Consider the following 16,321-nt stretch of genomic DNA (forward strand, 5'->3'; position numbering starts at 1 on the left):
GGTTGATATGAGTATTATATCCAGGCTTTTTTATAAAATCAGGGTCGCCCTCTCAGGAGGGCATGACTACGACAGTATCTATGATACTGATGATGAGTATGATATCCCACACACGCCTAACAAGGACGTGCAAAGCTATCTTGACTATCCCAGCAAGCCTACGGGTATAACACTCTTTTCAGAGCGTGAAATCTTATCCGTCCATGCAAACCGGTTACAGGAAATCAATATGTATATCGGTTTGCCTAATTCAGACCTGAGTGAGGATGCCTATACTTTAACGAATCTGGTTATTAAGCCATTGATGGAATTTACGCGCTGGATTCACCTTTTACCTGCGTCTGAAAATCATCACCATGCTGGCACCGGTGGCCTGTTAACGCATAGTTTAGAAACTGCTTTTCTGGCTTTAAAATTTGCCTACAGTACTGAATTACGCCCCATTGGTTTACAGGATGAAGAGCAGATACGAAAACGTCGTTACCTTTATGCGGCCTTTATTTGCGGCCTGTTTCATGATGCAGGTAAGATATTTGATGTGGACGTTATTTCATCCACCCCGGGGGTTAACAGTACGTGGCGCCCTCTGTCGTCCAGTTTAATGGATTGGGCCAATGCAAACCGTATTCTGTCCTATGAGGTTATCTGGCGTAAAAGGCTGGCTAACGAGCATTCTGTACGGGCACCTGTATTCCTAGAACGCTGTTTAAACGATACGTGTCTTAATTATTTAAGTGACGTTGTCAAAGAGCGTTTGTACGATAAAATGCTGGCGGCATTAGGTAATTATACAACCAGTGATGATTTTATTTCGCGCTGTATGAGAACGGCTGACTGGCATTCTACCGGCACCGATACCAGCTATCGGTATGATAAACAATCCGGTATCCGGGCATCCGATACAGCTGCCCGAGCCGTCGCGATTCTGAAAGACAATATTAGTATTCTTAATATCAATGGATTTGATTCATCGTCTGAACGCTTTGATAAAAACTCGCCGCCTCCGGTCCATATTATGATTATTGGGGGCTCTGTTTACATCAACGAACATGCGGCCCTTGATTTCATTCTGGGTCAGTTTAAACACCTCAGAATTAACTTCCCGGATGGTGAAATTGGTCGCAAAGCCTTAACCGACCTTCTGTTAACCGGCGGCTATATAGAGCCTTACGGCGAACAACGGATAGCACACTTTTTCCATCGCGGTGATTTTTCAGAAACGGACATTCAAAGAATGTTTGATGAGGGAATCAAAGGCCTCAGCTGGTTCTCTCTTTTAAAAATTAAATGGGTAGGCTTCCTGTTTAAATACGATATCCTGCCAGAAAGTACGCCAGGCATTTTCAGCATTAACGACACGAACGACTATGTTTTTGTTGACCGCAAAGGGCATGACACGCTCTATGCACGCCCTCTTTCACATGGATCAAAATCAATTCGCCTTGGCGTAAATCAGTCATCTGATAATGCTCCAGTTTTAAACGCTGATAAACATCCTGTAGAGGATAGTAACAGTGCTGTTTTAGATTCTGATAACACTGCTGATGTTGAAGAAACCGAGGCGACAGCTGATGAGAATCAACCGAAACAGGAACCGGAAAGTACTCAAGAAACGGCACTGAACTCAGATGAACCAGAATGTAAAACAAATGAATCCGATACCAGGAAAACCGCTAAAAAACGCCGTAAAAAAGAAGAAATAAGTCCTGGCGAGTACATATCCAGACTCCAGCACCAGTTCAACAATAATGCAATTAATGCAAATGATCTGGTTTTAATCGATGGGGTCTTGTATGTGTCAGAGCACCATATTCGCTCTATTGCACCGCTTGATGAACCACGCTTAATGGGGTCCGGTCTCTTTGTACTTTCATTACGTTCAGGAAGTCTCGATGAAGAATTTAGCATCCCGTGCAACGACGGAAAACGATATGTCCAGTTAATTGACGAAGTATCGCTTGTTCAGTTACGCCATCAACCTGATATTAAAGAGGTTGAGATGCTGCCATTGCTTTCTGCTGATTTATTTGGTGGTGTGAAGTCCGAAAATGAAATGTTGTCTTTCTCTTTCCCGCCGCCACTGGTTATGGTGAATCCTGAGCCGCTCCCTCCTGAACGTTACGAAGAGGAAGCACCTGAACTGGACCACGCTGAACACGAACCGAATGGCATACCTCCAACCGAATATCCCGATGTTCAGGAAGAGGATGTTGAACAGTATTGGGATGATTACTCATCGTATTCTCATGGTGATAATTTTGGTTATAGTGAATCTGGTGCGATAAACCAAACCCGTGACAACATTGATGTTGATGTTGATGTTGATGTTGATGTAACGCAGGACAAAAAGTTACTTTCTGAGAGTACGCCTGATAATTTTGCCTCGGATACCGAACAATCTCCGGAGGATGTGGAGGCAGATTCAGATGAAGGTATCAGGGACATTAACAGCGATTTTGAAGCGTTATTTGCCCGTCAGAGTCAAATCGTCACTGATCCGGCTGTCGTCATTGCACACGACCTTGAGCAGTCAAAATCTCTTACGCCATCAGTTCCGGAGCAGGCTGACATCAGTAACAGCGAAACACTTCTCTCCGATATCGATACGATTATAAATCTCCTGAATCGAGTGAAGAACAACAATAATTCAGCGCATATAAGAGCATTGCAACGGGTCGTATTGGTCACTGATATCAATTTTTGTCTCCGTTTTAGAATTTTAGATGATGCAGTATCCTGGGGGCTCAGTCAGGATGAAATTCGTCAGTTAAATCTAGCGTTGGCTAATTTCCCGGTTGCCGCGTTAAAGATAACGATAGGACAAGCAATACGGCACTACATGATCCGCCTTGATGATCTTCAACAAGGCGCTTTGCGCAATAACATTTTTTACGAAGAATTTATTTCGTTTTTTAACCATCAGGACATAAGCAATGAAACGTAGAAGCCGAAACAATCTGCATACTCAGGAAATGCTTTACCGCCCTGCCCTTGAATTTCGTTCAGCGGTACTCCTGATACTATTTTCTATCTATGTCCTTATCGACTCCTGGACCAGCAAGAACGGAATCAGTGAAATCCCCTTCTATTGCTCTCTTGGTTTAATCGCTATGGCTTGCTGGAGGTTATGGAATGGTGTGCCTATCTTTAGAGCGCACTGGCGTTTATTTCATCGCACGATAGATTTTTTGTCGCTGGAAGACTTCCGGATGATTAATAACGCTCAATTTTTTGCAGATGACCGAAAGTACCAGAAACTGGTCGGTTTTCAGGCGTCTGGAGGAGCCCCCTCTAAAAAACTGGTTAACAAGCTCTTCCGTAAAAAAGAAAAAGTCGAGATCCCCCAGCGTACTACTTTTTTGTGTAATGGCTTCAAATGGGGACCTGAACACTCTGAACGTACCTATCAGGTACACAACCTTTCCAGTGATATGCATGAGGTTCAGTTACCTTTTATTCTGAATCCTGTTACTCGCCACTATCGAAAACTTGCGACTGAACTTGGTGGGAATTATTCAATTTTTGGTGTTGATAAGAAGGTGCCGATTTTCGTCAATGAAGAAAATTTCTTTGGTCATACCCTTATCACAGGAAACGTAGGGACAGGGAAAACGGTTCTCCAGCGTCTTCTTTCCAGTTCTATGCTTCATCTTGGGCACATCGTCCTCGTAGTGGACCCTAAAAACGATTACCAGTGGCAGGACGGGTTACAGGAAGAATGTGAAAGCCTTTGTAAGCCTTTCCTACATTTCCACGCAGGTAGTCCGTCCAGGTCTATTTCTTACGATGTCAGCGCTAACTATGTTAAGGATACAGACCTCTCGGCCCGTATTATGAGCATCATTGCTGGTACCGAAGGTGGTGAAGACCCGTTCTTACGTATCGCAGAGGGGCTTGTTACAACAGCTATTGGTGCGTTGAAGCTGGCTGGTACAAAACCAACTATCCAGAATATTTACTATGCAATCCGCTCAAAACAGGACCTGGTCGTTACCACCCGAAATGCGCTACGGGGTTTTTATATTTACCATCTCGGGCCGGAATGGCATTTAACGGTTCAGGTTTCCCCCAATCTTCCTCTTGCGGACGAAATTGAACTGCTGAAGAACTATTTCTTCAGCAACTACTTTGAAGATAACACCCCCAAAGTTATGCATGGTATGGATACGGTTCTGGAATGTTTCAAATACGTAACCGGTGATGAATCTCACTATTACAAAATTACAGCCAGCCTTATGCCAATGCTTAAGCGATTATCCCAGACTCCTATGGATATATTGCTTTCGGCGAACGATGTCGAGAACCCTAATCGAAACATCGTTAACAGCCATGGCCTTTTTAACAGTGGTGGTGTGCTCTATATTTCACTGGATGGCCTGTCTGACCCGGCAACTGCGCGGGACCTTTCCCAGCTAATTACTTCGGATATCGCCGCTGAGGCAGGTAGCCGCTATAACACGGCGACTGATTTGTCCGCAGCGCCAAGGGTTTCCATCTTTATCGATGAGGCCCATCAGGCCATTAATATGCAAATGATTAACCTGCTTGCCCAGGGGCGTGCGGCTAAGATCGCATTGTTCATCTCTACGCAGACGATTTCAGACTTTGTCTCGGCCACCAGCGCTGATACCGCTGACCGGTTGACGGGGCTTTGCAACAACTATATTTCCACACGAGTTACTGACGCGAAGACCCAGGAACTTGTCCTGACTAAAGTCGGCCAGGCTAATGTTTCGATGAACCAGGTGACTTACACCACCAGCACGGGCACTAAACAGTCCCATACAGATTTCAATGGCTCGATTTCCGAACGTAAGTCCACAACAATGGTGAGTGCAATTCCGCAGGAATTACTGTCAATGATACCGACCCTGCATTTCATCGCCTGCTTACAGGACGGGCGAAAAATCGTAGGCCAGATGCCTATTACGGTGCCGGGAAAATCAATGCGTAGAACCACAACTGTCATTGATATGATCACAACATCGCCCTTCAAACTTAAATTGAGACGTAATCTCGACGTTGAAGAAATACTAAGCAAATCCCAGAAGGTGGCCTGACTATGGAATGTAAACGAGTATCAAGAGCATCTTTGCTCGGTATGAACTCTTCGCAACCCAAATATATTTCACGTGCAAATAAGACACTGAAACAGTATGGCATTAATGTTGACGATGAGTGTCTCCCGGAAATATTGTCACGCTACGCCAGGAAGCTCACTGGTGACATTAGCAAGGTATACGCACAATACACAGTTGATAGTCTGGACGTAGTGGCCCGCACTCTGTCTGAGTTTTTTATTATCCGTCATAAGGTGACTATCGTTACGCACGATGAGCAAGAGATCGTCAGTAACTGGTCTGTATCTCAGGGACCATTCACCGCGTGGCTCAAAGAACTGTTGAATACCTGCATGGCAAAGAGCCATACAGTTGAGGTACAGATTGATGATAATCAGGAACGCATGGAATTTATCCAGCTTAATGCGGAGCGTCTTGGTTGGTACCTGTTGCCTGAGTTTATTGATATTGCAGGCTTCCTGCCCGTTTTCCTTGATATACCTGAACAGGTTGAATACCAGGTAATGCGGCGCAAGCGGCACGGTAAGGTGCCTGACATCCACCAGCACGATTTGGGTATTTTCGAAGAGGATGCGCTGATATCCGGTTTGAAAGAAAAGCTACTTTTCTGGAGTGACAACCTGAGCGACCCACACGATGAATACACGTCTCTTTTTAACCGTGTTATCGACCTTTCCATCCTGGGCAACCGCCACCAGCCAGCAATGTACCGCAAGAGCTGTATTATTCAGTCGTTCCTTGATGAGTTTTCCGCCTCGGTGCTGACTCTTCCCGTCCGCTTTAATGACGGTACTCTTCACGCACTCTGGACGCCATGGGCGGAGCCCTTTAGTCAGTTCTCGCGCTTGCGGCCGGTTGAAGAAGATACCGTATACATGCCAACCCCGGGACAGGTCCGCTGGATAAATGAAGATGTCCGCAGGAAAGTGACTTTTTCACTTATATCCCGGTTAATCGCATCGGATGACCTGGCGTGTTCGGGCATTCTTCATGGCTGGAAGAATCACTACCTCAACAGAGAAAGCAATATTCGCCTGGCAGCCCTTTGGGCAGAGCTGTTCACAAATAAAACTGACTGACAGAGGTGTAAAATGGCTGGAAAGGATATGTCGGCGCAGAGAATGACGATGATCCGGTTCGGTTTAGGGCTGGGTCTGTTGATTTATTTTCTGTTTAACGTTTACCTGGAAGACACCAATAAGCTTTATAAAGATATCAGCGCAGAGGTGAAATCCAGCAAGTTGCTTATGGATGTGGAGAGATGGCAGGATGTCACGCGAAGAACGGAAAAGACGTTTAATTACTTTTTCGTCGAATTAAATTTTACAGGGTACCTGAATAAGTGGCTATTACCCGAGGACGATAAAACCAAACCGGCGCGGGGGATGAACCTTGCGGCAAACAAATTCATGAGCCCGAACTACAACGCCGCCCGAAACGTCCCGTTAATGGCGTATCAGGCAATTTACCGTTGGTATTTGCTGGTTGGCTGGTTTTTCACGTTCCTGCCGTTGATGATTGCTTTGGCACTGGATGGTTATTACCAGTGGAAAATGAAGAGATTTGTTTTCGGCGATGTTACAATTCAGCTTTATCGCCTCTGGTTCCGTTCTCTGTCGATAATCAGTGTATTGATAGTTGCATATCTTGTTATCCCTAATTTGAATTTATTTAACGGGCTGACACAGTATTTTCCGCCGCTTGCACTGGCGTTGCTTGCTATTGCCATTAACCGGCTTCTTGCGCATTACCAAAAACTCATGTGAGGAAATACATGTTCAAAAAAAAACCACCTCAACCTGAAACAGGCTCTGTTCAGGATGTGGTATCGCGTGAAAGTAAGAAGTTTTACCGACTGTATAAATCGCACGTATTATCAAAAATGGCCCTGACGATTATTGGTATTGGGTTTGCTGGTTACAGTGGTTTCACCATGTATCAGGATAAACAGAAAAACGGTAAGGGAGCCGACCATATCGCAGTTATCCGTATCCATGGAGAAATGGGCACGGGTTCGCCAACGGGCGACGGCGTTATCATTGCCCGCGCTTTACGTGAAGCGTGGGATAACCCGCATGCTAAAGCGATCCTGATTGAGGCTGAATCGGGCGGTGGCGGCCCGTCTGACGCCATTAATATTTACCGTGAGATAAACGAGCTTCGCAATTCCCTCCATGGAGCGCCGGGGCTGACGATTGAGGATTCTGACCCTACAGCGTCATCAAATAAAAAGGAAGTTCCACCAGCGGCTAATGACGCTGTTAAACAGGCATTATTGAAAGCTGTTGGTACCGGTAAAGGGAAGCTGCCAGCTGCTGCCCGTGACGTCCGTCCGATAATTGTCAGCATTAAGAATATGTGTGCCTCGGCCTGCTATTACGCGGCTTCTCCGGCTGATGCGGTTTATGCGGACCCAAACGCCATTATCGGTAGTATCGGCGTGCGCATGGACCACTGGGATGTGTCAAAGATTATGGACCGTCTTGGAGTGGCTAACGAGCCGTTAACGGCCGGTGCCTGGAAGGCTTCGCTTGACCCATGGCGTCCGATTGACGACGAAACCAAAGCGTTTCTGCATAGTGAGCTACTCGACAAAATGCATGAGCAGTTTATCAGTGATGTCGAAGCTGGTCGGGCAGGAAAGTTACTTTCTCGTGAGCAGGCTGATAAAGAACAACTGTACACGGGGAGATTCTGGTTGGGCGACCGTGCTAAAGCGTTTGGTCTTATCGATGACACAGCCACCAGCACAGAAGTGCGTGAACGACTGAGTATTGTTTACGGAACCACGCGGTTCCGCGACTACAACGCGCCTAAAGCATCGTTAAGCAGCATGTTAGGATTGTCACTGGACGTAAACCTGAAAGAGGCTTTATCCGGTGCGCTTAACGCCACCAGCACGGTGAGGTAGCGAACAATGGATTTAACAACGTTAACGACTATCTTTCTGGTGTTCGTCATGTTGGTCCTGTCGTGCATCATCCTGTGTGTCTGGCCGCTTGTCAGTAATATGTTTAGCGAGCAGCGTACACGAAATGCATTAAAGGGTGTTTTGGCTGACCTTGATGGGACGCTTCTGTCAGACGTTACCCTACCGCTCAACGCATCCCAGACCACACAGATAGACCATATCTTTATCAGCACGAAAGGGATCTTCATTATCGAAGAGAAACACTACTCCGGAGACATTTATGGTTCTCTCGATGATAGAGTGTGGACAGTCGTGTACCGTTACGGTGAACAAAAACACAAGATGCAGAATCCGTTCCTTCAGAATAAAACCCATATATCTGGAGTGTGTCGGGCTCTGAAGCGTGACGAAAAGAATATTTTCAATGTCGTGTTACTGACGGGCAGCAGTAAGTTCATGGTGAGTCCTGTGCCGGAATGGTTGTGCCGTAACTGTACTGAACTTGGTAACAAGTTCATCGCGTACGATACAGAGCCTGTTTTAAGTGTTGAAGAAATTGGCTGGATAGAAAGTGACTTGCGTAAGGCGATGTTGCCCCAGACGCTGTTAACTGACCTGGGCCATGTTTATTCTTTGAAATTAAAGCACCGGCAAAAGATATCAGTACCGCACAGAGTGACCTATTTTACGTTGCTGACAACCACCCTGTTCTTCCGTGCGCTGAAAAAGTTATTTTCACGTAAGCGGTCTGAAGTCATCCATAAAGAGTACCGCGAATAGCGCGTTTCCCGTTCGTCATCAGGTATAAACAGGGCCACCAGCGGGCCCTGTTTAATTAAAGTAGTCAGATGCAGGAGGATTCAGGTACGGCACGGACTGCCACGCGCGGATCATGTTGACCATTTGCTCGGCGATCCCCATTGACTGGTTTAGCCGGTATGCCGTTCGGGCCACCATCCTTTGCTGATGTTCATCAGATTTCACATCCACCAGCCTGAAGCGCCACCACTCTCTACCACAGTGAATGACACAGATATCGAACTCGGCCTTGACCACCGGCAGGTAGTGACGGAGATTCAACTCCTGCAGAAGTGAATACGCCTGAGGCATATAGCGTCCATCGAATGAGCCCGCCCAACGATACGTTGCGATGAATGGCGGTGAGTCCAGAGATTTAAGAAATGTCATGTCAGGTCCACCAGCAGCTTTACCAGCCTCTTATTATAAAGATTCAAACGCCTCCTCAAAGCCCCTATTTTCATCCACGCTATTAAAAACGGATGCAATAACAGTTGCGGGAATGCGTCTGATAAACAGTGAGAAATAATGGAGTCGATATTCAACCGGTGTTTTTGAATAAGATGATCAGGTAATCATAAACAACCAGAAATTATGAGGCGCTGTGATGTGATGACCCCGGTGAATCCCGGTGGTTAAAAGTGACTTTTGTGCTGAATAACACCCGGGAGGAATGGTGGGTTAATCGATTTCTGCCACGTCCTGTTTGAATGGCGACTTAATGTCAGTTCGTATCAGATGGCTTACGGTTGAGCCCGCAACTGCGAGTCATCGCCCTATGGGAGCCTGCACTACGGCATCATTCCGGCGAGAATGTGCTATGGCAGTGCACGGTAGCCCGACTGTACAGACAGATGCCAGTAACGCCGCAGAGAGCTTGTGCGTGCCTCCCAGAGGCGGTGTACACGAGTCGCACTGTGAGAATTATTGTTACTTCTGATTGCCATTTGCTTTTTTTGGGCCTGTCTAATGCACCAGCCCACAATTTACCTTTTGGCTTTAGAAAGAGCGAACAGCCTATCTGATAAAATCAACCAGCACCCTACGTGCAATACTTTGTTCTGGCAAATCACTGTATATCCGCCGCATCGCCGCTTTGTGGAATGGGGTACGATTAACCACGTCCACCAACGTTAGCCCGCTTTTATCGAATGATGCCCTGACTTCCCTGTAACGCTGGTAATGAAACAGCCTGTGGAACAGGTTCATGGACAACGCCTGATCGCCTGTGACTTTGAATCGTATTACTGCATCCCTTACCTCAATCTCTTCTGCAGGGATTTCGCCATCAGCGTAGGAACCCACAATAGCTGGCGACAGTAAGTATTGCTCGTCAAGAGGATCGTTCATGAAACGGCTATACATTAGCAGCTCCTGTTTCTGGTAAAAATCTCACCCGGGGCAATCAAAAAAGTTACTTTTCCGGCGAATATCGTCGTAGGTCGCAAAGAACATAAAGTGGGAACAACAGGCGCAACATCAGGAGTTTCGCACGAACCTGCTTCATGACACTGTGGGAAGCCTGCTCACCACGGTGAGTCCTTCACAAACCGGCTGACTGATATCATCGCGTCATTCTCTACATACCAGTCCACCAGCAGTTTGTCGTTCATCCCCTCTGGGGTTTGGATAACAGCATTGGCCGGGCCTGAATGAACTTCTGCTACCAGTATCAAGCCTATCGTACCTGCAATGCCCCTGAGTTCGGTGAAGCGGTGTGTCAGCTCCACATCAAGCTCAGCGAAGCGTACGCCATTCAGAGAGAAGATAAACGGTAAGAATGACAGATTGCTTTTCCGTCCCGCGCGAGACACTGGGGCATCTGGTAATGCAGCTATCTGTTCGACTGATAGTGTGCTCAGGTACCGATTGCTGTGGCTTAAGGGCAAAACCAAACATCCAATATTTTCTGATTGATGTTCATTTGTCATGTTGCCTGCCTTTGGTATTGGCTTAAGATGTTGTCAGAATGGTAACGCTAAGCACTTCCTGAACTACCATACGGATAATAATGCGTTATTCCCGGTGTACCAGTCCACCAGCTGTAAGACGAAAGTAACTTTTGCCTTATTAGTCCGGTGCCCTGCTTCTTATGCCACTAGAAAAATTCGTCTGAATTCCTCGTCACCTTAATACCAAGCCAGAGCACGTTAGCCTGTAATGCATAGGCGGATAGTTTAATGAGCATCCCCTCCTGCATAAGCCCTTTCAACGGTATATTGTTCATATCACAAAACAAAGTGACCACCAGCAATACATAGAAGAATGCTAAAGGAAACGTTCTGAAAAAATATACTGTCATTGCCGCAAGCCCACGAATTACGTAGAGCGTACTCATGACAAAGGTTTGAGTACGAGAAGGTGGTTCCTGAATTTTGATATTCATGTGAATGTCTTTTTGTTGGAGGATGGATTTATTATGCTCAGGTGAAAAGGTTAACCAGCATACCCAGCTCAATTAACCCACTCCACACTTCAGATAGTCGGGCTGACTTCTTTGTACCAGAGTCGGATTGCCTCGAACCTGCTGGAAGTGCTCGCCATGGATCCTGAGACTTCAAAAATAGTTTCAACTGATATAACGTCTATGTTTTTATCTTCCAGCCATTTATTCATGTCGATGGTGGCCTGCCACTCCCCCCTGTCAAAGGTTTGTCTGTCATCTCTGAAATCATGAAATTTAATGCCCATATTTGACTCCTGAAAAAATAAGTAATCATTAAAAACGCGAATGACTGTCTTTCAGCATTATACATAATCATATTGTCTGTCGTAGCCACTGGTTAGAGCATTCAGCTCATTTCAGGTTTTTTTATATCATCGCCCATTCATAATCACCCTGGCATTTCAGGGTTAGTATCCGGCGGTAGATAAAAGTTACTTTTCTCTGAATGCCTGCCCCTGGTGACTGCCAACATCCACCAGCAAAACCAACATCATCGATGTGATGATATCCCCCCCTTCGGGCCCAGCACAATGGCATTCTATGGGCGCGCATGAGCCGCTACTGTCAGCATTAACTAACTATTCGAAAAGTTTCTGAGTTACTGAAGAACATTACTGAAGCCGATTATTACGTTTTGCGATTAACTACATTTATCGCCACCAGAAAAGCATTTCAGATTTACTCCATCCGAATATCATGACCTGTTGTGATAATATCATCGCATATTCACCCATCATTAATAGCGAGCCTACATGGAACACAAAAGCGATCGGAAAGAATCATGCCTCATCCCTACTACTTCAGATGATAAGTTTGTATTTATTCTTACACTCACATTGACACTCATCTGTTTCGCCATAATATCTGCCTTGACCTTTCTGGTCTCAGATGAAGAAATTAAATCCCTGAGGGTCTGGTTTTACATCCCTTTTGTATTTTTCTCTTTTGTATCCTACCTCTCATATTGTGCCTGGCGTGGTTCAAGGCCGAAGAAGCCATGAACAAATTAATACTGTCCCTTCTTCTTTGCGTCCCACTTGCGTCAGGCATTTCTGCAGAAAGTGACCCTGATGTCAGACCGCCAGAGAAAAAATAAATAATCGCATTATATGAACTGTCTCCGGTAATCGGATTGATTATTTCTGATATTGCCAGTGTGCGTAGACATAATTGCAATGACACAATGACCATAAAACGTATGCAGGACACACTGGCTAATGATGTGTTTGTGTCCGACACACTGAGACGGAACGCGGCAGATCGTTCATATATGGACTCAGAGTCATACCGGGCCGAACTGAACCGGAACTACAGGCAATGCCACTAAAGAGCGCCAGCTGTCGTGCTGTGCGCATCCTGAAGGCTTTTTACAGCTGATACCAAAGACTGGCCCTCTGGCGTAGAGATAGCGTACCCCGACGTTATGACGTCATTGAGTCCTGGTCGTCTTGTTGCCTGTTTTCCGTCCACCGTCGACAAAAGTTACTTTCTTCGCCTGAAGATTCATTATTGCTGTGTACCCGATAACCCGTAATTTACCAGGCATTATGAGCTTGCAATCACTTAAGGCGGATGTCCCTTACCTCACTCGTATTTATCCAGGCATTATGCAAACTCATACCGGCCCAATGATGCCGATCATAAATAGCTTTTCCTCTGATTGTGTTTTGTTTACCCCAGTCATCCTTTCCGTCCACTGACATTATAAGGGATGGCTGGCATTATGTTTCTGTGTCATATTTCAGCCCGGTGTTAAATTATCGGTAAGTGGTACTGCCCATGATGAAGTTTTTAAAAGTAGCAGGGATATCTGTTTTAGCGCTGGCCGTGTTTATAGCAGCGCTTATTGCGTGGTACTGGCTGGACGCCCGTGCGTCTCTCCAGGCGGATATACGCGCCTGCCCTTCAGTGACGACAGAGCAGGCCACAGCCGCCGTTTTGAAGAATGTCCTGTTAAATGGCGAACGGCTGTTTTCGAAGCCCCATTTAACTCAAAAGGATGTGATCATTGAGGAACGAGGGGTGCAGGTAGGACAGACCGGCACGCTGGTACCGTTCAGGATTGACGGCGTAACTGACCGGCGTTACTTCGGTATGACAGGTTGCGCATCGCTGGATGCGGTTGAATACGCCACGGAATATTATACAGAGCCCTGACAGCGGTATAGCGTTTCACGCCCGCTCTGCACGTCATCACTGCGTCAGCTCCTTCAGGTAATGTGCGGGGTGACTGCCAGTGTGAGCGAAAGTAACTTTTCCTCTGATTGCCTTCATCACTTCTTTCAGAAAACAGTACATGACGTGAGCAACCTGCATCAGTACAAGGGAAAGGATCGGATATGTGCGGTCAGCCACTCCCCCTTAACCCCCTCTGTCCCTGCGAACACTTTTGGTCGTTTGGAAAAATCGCAATCAGAAGAAAGGTTCCGGGTTTCTTGGGTGGTCGGCGTGCGCTAGTTGGCCCGCCAGGTGCTTTAGCTGGTTTGGATTGTACATGCTTGCCCCACCAGCTGACCGTCATTCTATCCCCATGTCCTCGTCAGCGTTAAAGGCGATCGCCTCTTCATCCATGAACGCCGGATAATTAAACTCCTCCACTGCTTTAATAACGTCCGGGTGGTTGCGCCAGTATTCATCCACAATACCGACGGATAACTGTTCTGCTTCCTGTCGCAACTGACGAGCGGTCTCATAGTTGTCCCAGCCGCTTTCGTAGCTGGCTTTCTCGTAGAGTGCCTTCTGTTGCTCTTCAATTCGGCGGATTTCCTCCAGACTAGCAACGTGCCCGTACCATTCCAGGTTGCAGGCATTACCGGCAACCACTAGCCGTTCATTTTCATCCCGGATTTCGATCGTTCTTTCATAAAAGCTGACCGGTCCGCAGTCTCTGCACATCCACGGATCATAACTATCCTCTTCCTCCCCACGTTCGTTCCATTCACCCCGCATAGCGGCTTCCTTTGCCCGTTCCAGCGCATCTGCCACGGTCTGGGCTTTACCCAGCAGGAATGTCCCGTCAGTGATGTAGGTGCCTTGCATCGGGTCATCTTCAGGGTATTCCACACGCCCTGTTACATAGACACTGAACCGATACTGTTTCTCTTTCTGATTGACCAGATAGCTTTCGCGTTTTGCTGTCGCCTCGTCCTGATAAAATGCCAGGGATTTTAACGGAAATGGCATATCCCTTAGCCATTCATCGCGGGCAAGCCGTAGAGCCAGACGCTCGACGTTCGACGCAAGGTCGTACACTGCTTTACTTGTGATAGCCCCGCAGCGCCTGAGTAAGCGGACACATTGTGCAGCGGATTGCCTGTGGCCCCCAATCATGCTGTAAAATTTATCTTCGTCGATATCGATTTCCGCCCGACAGATGGCGTCATGCAACATGAAATCGCCCTCGTGTTTTGCCAACTCCACCAGCGTGGTCATAATATTGGCAAACACATCTTCATTCTCTGCAGCAGTGATTAATTGTGTTGTAGTCATTTTATTGTCCCTGTCTTTAACGTTGCGGCGCTCCCTTAAGAACACTCCGCTGGCTGATAACCAGGATAGCAATTAAAATCAACGCATCAAGACCCAAAATAATTAACGAATCATACCGTTCAAGGGGTACGATGAAGGGTTTAATATTGAGGAACTATGTCTGTGTGATGACCTCAGCCTAAAAAGTTACCTTCCTGTTTATCTCAGGCCATAATTTTGCACTGTTTATGGACTGTGTTATTTTATCGAACAGTTATCTATACTAATAAACTGTCAGTGTCTATATGCCCAGCAATTACCCCCCCCCGGATAATAATAACCAGTCTCGCCGGGTGGCAGTGGTCGGACATTTCTTTTCCTGATTGCAGTTTTTTAAATAATAAATTAACATAACGGAAATTGAAGCATCGATGCATTGATTTAATCATTTATCACCCTGAATATTATTGTTAATGTCGGGTTTCAGGGCGGATTAATAAATTTCAACTTTACCCATAGAAATGTGTTATTACTAACGGTATGACTTATGAGGGGTCCGGCATGACACTTACGGCATATTACCAGTTAAAAAACACAAAAAATGCAGGGCTCGGTATCGAATTGCTGGATAGTGAAGCTGCTGCCTTTATTGTTCTGGAAGAATGCAGTTATGAAAAACCGAATGAAATTGCCCGCTACGGACACAACGGTACAGCTGGCGATCGCTCGAACGCCTTCAGTTGCGCGATGAATAAAGCGCTGAGCTCTCAGAATTACAGCGGCGCAATGTGTGATTACAACGTTTACGAAGAAACCGCCTGAATCTTCCTGTAGTAGCTGTGTGTAGTCTTTGCCCGCCACTGGTGGGCTTTTTTTTGATTTCCCCTCCCCGGTCGTGCGGTTTTTTAATTGGTATCCGGGCAGGAAAAAGGGGCTACCAGCGAACCGGTAACCCCTTCATAAAGCGCTTCAGGCATGTCAGATCAACCCAGCTCCTGAAAAGGCGGGGTTTCCCCCGCCTCCAGGTTGCTACTTACCGTTGGATTCGTAAGCCAGGCTTGCCGCGACCTCCCTGTCCCCGTCCTTTAGCCGGAGTTCGCATAAGCGGTTCCGGGTCAGGCATGTGAATATCAAGAGCGTGATACACACGATTAATACGCACCAGATAAGGGCGTTTCGCGGTAGTTTCATGGTTTACTCCTCCTTGCAAATTGCACGGTAAGAGGCCATACTGGTGTTGACTAGACATACAGTGGGCCTCGGGTTAATTGAAAAATTACTCGGGGCTTTCTGCTTTCTGCCACACAACATCCAAACCACTCAAACATCATGAGGCAAAAAAGCCTCAAGCGCCGTCATCATTATACCCTGTATAACCCCACCCTCCCAGGTCTAAAATGATGATAAGTGAATAATATTTTAGATAGTTTTTGACGTATTTTCTGCCAGGCTCACCAGCCTCTTCTGAGGTTGAGTCGTCTCTTGCTCCCTGCCGGTCTTCTCCCGATTATCCCCTTCTGCTTTCCCTGCAACTGCCCATGTTGTCGTGCCAGGCGGTGACTAACAGTCCAGTTACCACGTTCGTATTGGGCTATGTATGGTTCTGTGTAGACACAG

General features: G+C 46.6%; 15 protein-coding genes and 1 pseudogene. 8 read left to right on the forward strand and 8 right to left on the reverse strand.

Translation table 11 applies throughout. From position 1 onward, the window contains the following. The first annotated feature begins 7 nt into the window (after nucleotides 1–7). The 6 genes from L2I46_RS22475 to L2I46_RS22500 are packed head-to-tail and all read left to right on the forward strand — an operon-like array spanning nucleotide 8 to nucleotide 8,772. Nucleotides 8–2,944 (forward strand): TraI domain-containing protein, encoded by a 2,937-nt coding sequence (locus tag L2I46_RS22475; protein ID WP_014839911.1) that lies wholly within the window; start codon nucleotides 8–10, stop codon nucleotides 2,942–2,944. Beyond that, entirely contained in the window at nucleotides 2,934–5,060 is a 2,127-nt protein-coding gene (gene traD / locus L2I46_RS22480; RefSeq protein ID WP_014839912.1) for a conjugative transfer system coupling protein TraD, read from the forward strand. Before L2I46_RS22475 ends, traD begins: the two co-directional genes overlap by 11 nt. A 2-nt stretch (nucleotides 5,061–5,062) precedes the next feature. After that, on the forward strand, nucleotides 5,063–6,160 hold the full coding sequence (locus L2I46_RS22485) for a hypothetical protein (RefSeq protein WP_014839913.1): 1,098 nt from the start codon (nucleotides 5,063–5,065) through the stop codon (nucleotides 6,158–6,160). Nucleotides 6,161–6,172: 12 nt separating this feature from the next. Next, complete coding sequence (locus L2I46_RS22490; RefSeq protein WP_024266292.1) at nucleotides 6,173–6,847, forward strand: DUF4400 domain-containing protein; 675 nt, start codon at nucleotides 6,173–6,175, stop codon at nucleotides 6,845–6,847. Between the two features lie 8 nt (nucleotides 6,848–6,855). Then, nucleotides 6,856–7,992 (forward strand): S49 family peptidase, encoded by a 1,137-nt coding sequence (locus tag L2I46_RS22495; RefSeq protein WP_014839915.1) that lies wholly within the window; start codon nucleotides 6,856–6,858, stop codon nucleotides 7,990–7,992. Between the two features lie 6 nt (nucleotides 7,993–7,998). Beyond that, entirely contained in the window at nucleotides 7,999–8,772 is a 774-nt protein-coding gene (locus tag L2I46_RS22500) for a nuclease-related domain-containing protein (protein WP_017900900.1), read from the forward strand. A gap of 51 nt (nucleotides 8,773–8,823) precedes the next feature. Here the strand turns inward: L2I46_RS22500 and L2I46_RS22505 are convergent, their stop codons facing one another. The 5 genes from L2I46_RS22505 to L2I46_RS22525 form a co-directional block, all read right to left on the reverse strand. Continuing rightward, nucleotides 8,824–9,180 carry a hypothetical protein gene (locus L2I46_RS22505; RefSeq protein ID WP_014839917.1) on the reverse strand — a complete coding sequence of 119 codons (357 nt, stop codon included), beginning with the start codon at nucleotides 9,178–9,180 and terminating at the stop codon, nucleotides 8,824–8,826. Nucleotides 9,181–9,807: 627 nt separating this feature from the next. Then, nucleotides 9,808–10,155, reverse strand: a complete 348-nt coding sequence (locus L2I46_RS22510; RefSeq protein ID WP_014839918.1) for a hypothetical protein — start codon at nucleotides 10,153–10,155, stop codon at nucleotides 9,808–9,810. A 161-nt stretch (nucleotides 10,156–10,316) separates the two neighbouring features. Continuing rightward, nucleotides 10,317–10,721, reverse strand: coding sequence for a hypothetical protein (locus L2I46_RS22515; RefSeq protein ID WP_017900898.1), 405 nt, complete (start codon nucleotides 10,719–10,721; stop codon nucleotides 10,317–10,319). 167 nt (nucleotides 10,722–10,888) lie between these two features. Beyond that, the gene (locus tag L2I46_RS22520) at nucleotides 10,889–11,176 is read right to left on the reverse strand and encodes a hypothetical protein (RefSeq protein ID WP_025999308.1); all 288 of its coding nucleotides are present in this window, start codon (nucleotides 11,174–11,176) and stop codon (nucleotides 10,889–10,891) included. Between the two features lie 89 nt (nucleotides 11,177–11,265). Then, a complete protein-coding gene (locus L2I46_RS22525; RefSeq protein ID WP_017900896.1) occupies nucleotides 11,266–11,481 on the reverse strand; it encodes a hypothetical protein in 216 nt (71 codons plus the stop codon). A gap of 1,534 nt (nucleotides 11,482–13,015) precedes the next feature. Between L2I46_RS22525 and L2I46_RS22530 the strand changes: the two genes are divergently transcribed. Then, nucleotides 13,016–13,393, forward strand: a complete 378-nt coding sequence (locus L2I46_RS22530) for a hypothetical protein (RefSeq protein ID WP_014839919.1) — start codon at nucleotides 13,016–13,018, stop codon at nucleotides 13,391–13,393. A gap of 360 nt (nucleotides 13,394–13,753) precedes the next feature. On the opposite strand, the gene L2I46_RS22535 is transcribed toward L2I46_RS22530, so the two are convergent. Further along, the gene (locus L2I46_RS22535) at nucleotides 13,754–14,725 is read right to left on the reverse strand and encodes a hypothetical protein (RefSeq protein ID WP_009653249.1); all 972 of its coding nucleotides are present in this window, start codon (nucleotides 14,723–14,725) and stop codon (nucleotides 13,754–13,756) included. A 540-nt stretch (nucleotides 14,726–15,265) separates the two neighbouring features. On the opposite strand from L2I46_RS22535, the gene L2I46_RS22540 reads away from it, so the two are divergent. Further along, nucleotides 15,266–15,526, forward strand: coding sequence for a hypothetical protein (locus L2I46_RS22540; RefSeq protein ID WP_009653224.1), 261 nt, complete (start codon nucleotides 15,266–15,268; stop codon nucleotides 15,524–15,526). Between the two features lie 207 nt (nucleotides 15,527–15,733). Here L2I46_RS22540 and L2I46_RS22545 read toward each other — a convergent pair whose 3' ends face one another. Both L2I46_RS22545 and L2I46_RS22550 read right to left on the reverse strand, forming a co-directional pair. Then, on the reverse strand, nucleotides 15,734–15,856 hold the full coding sequence (locus tag L2I46_RS22545; protein WP_223256846.1) for a type I toxin-antitoxin system Hok family toxin: 123 nt from the start codon (nucleotides 15,854–15,856) through the stop codon (nucleotides 15,734–15,736). Further along, nucleotides 15,801–15,953, reverse strand: a pseudogene (locus tag L2I46_RS22550) (DUF5431 family protein); the annotation flags it as partial. The pseudogene L2I46_RS22550 and the gene L2I46_RS22545, both read right to left, overlap by 56 nt. Nucleotides 15,954–16,321: the final 368 nt, after the last annotated feature.

This window comes from Klebsiella sp. 2019SCSN059 (assembly GCF_021739525.1).
In the GTDB taxonomy this organism is placed as follows: Bacteria; Pseudomonadota; Gammaproteobacteria; order Enterobacterales; family Enterobacteriaceae; genus Klebsiella; species Klebsiella quasipneumoniae.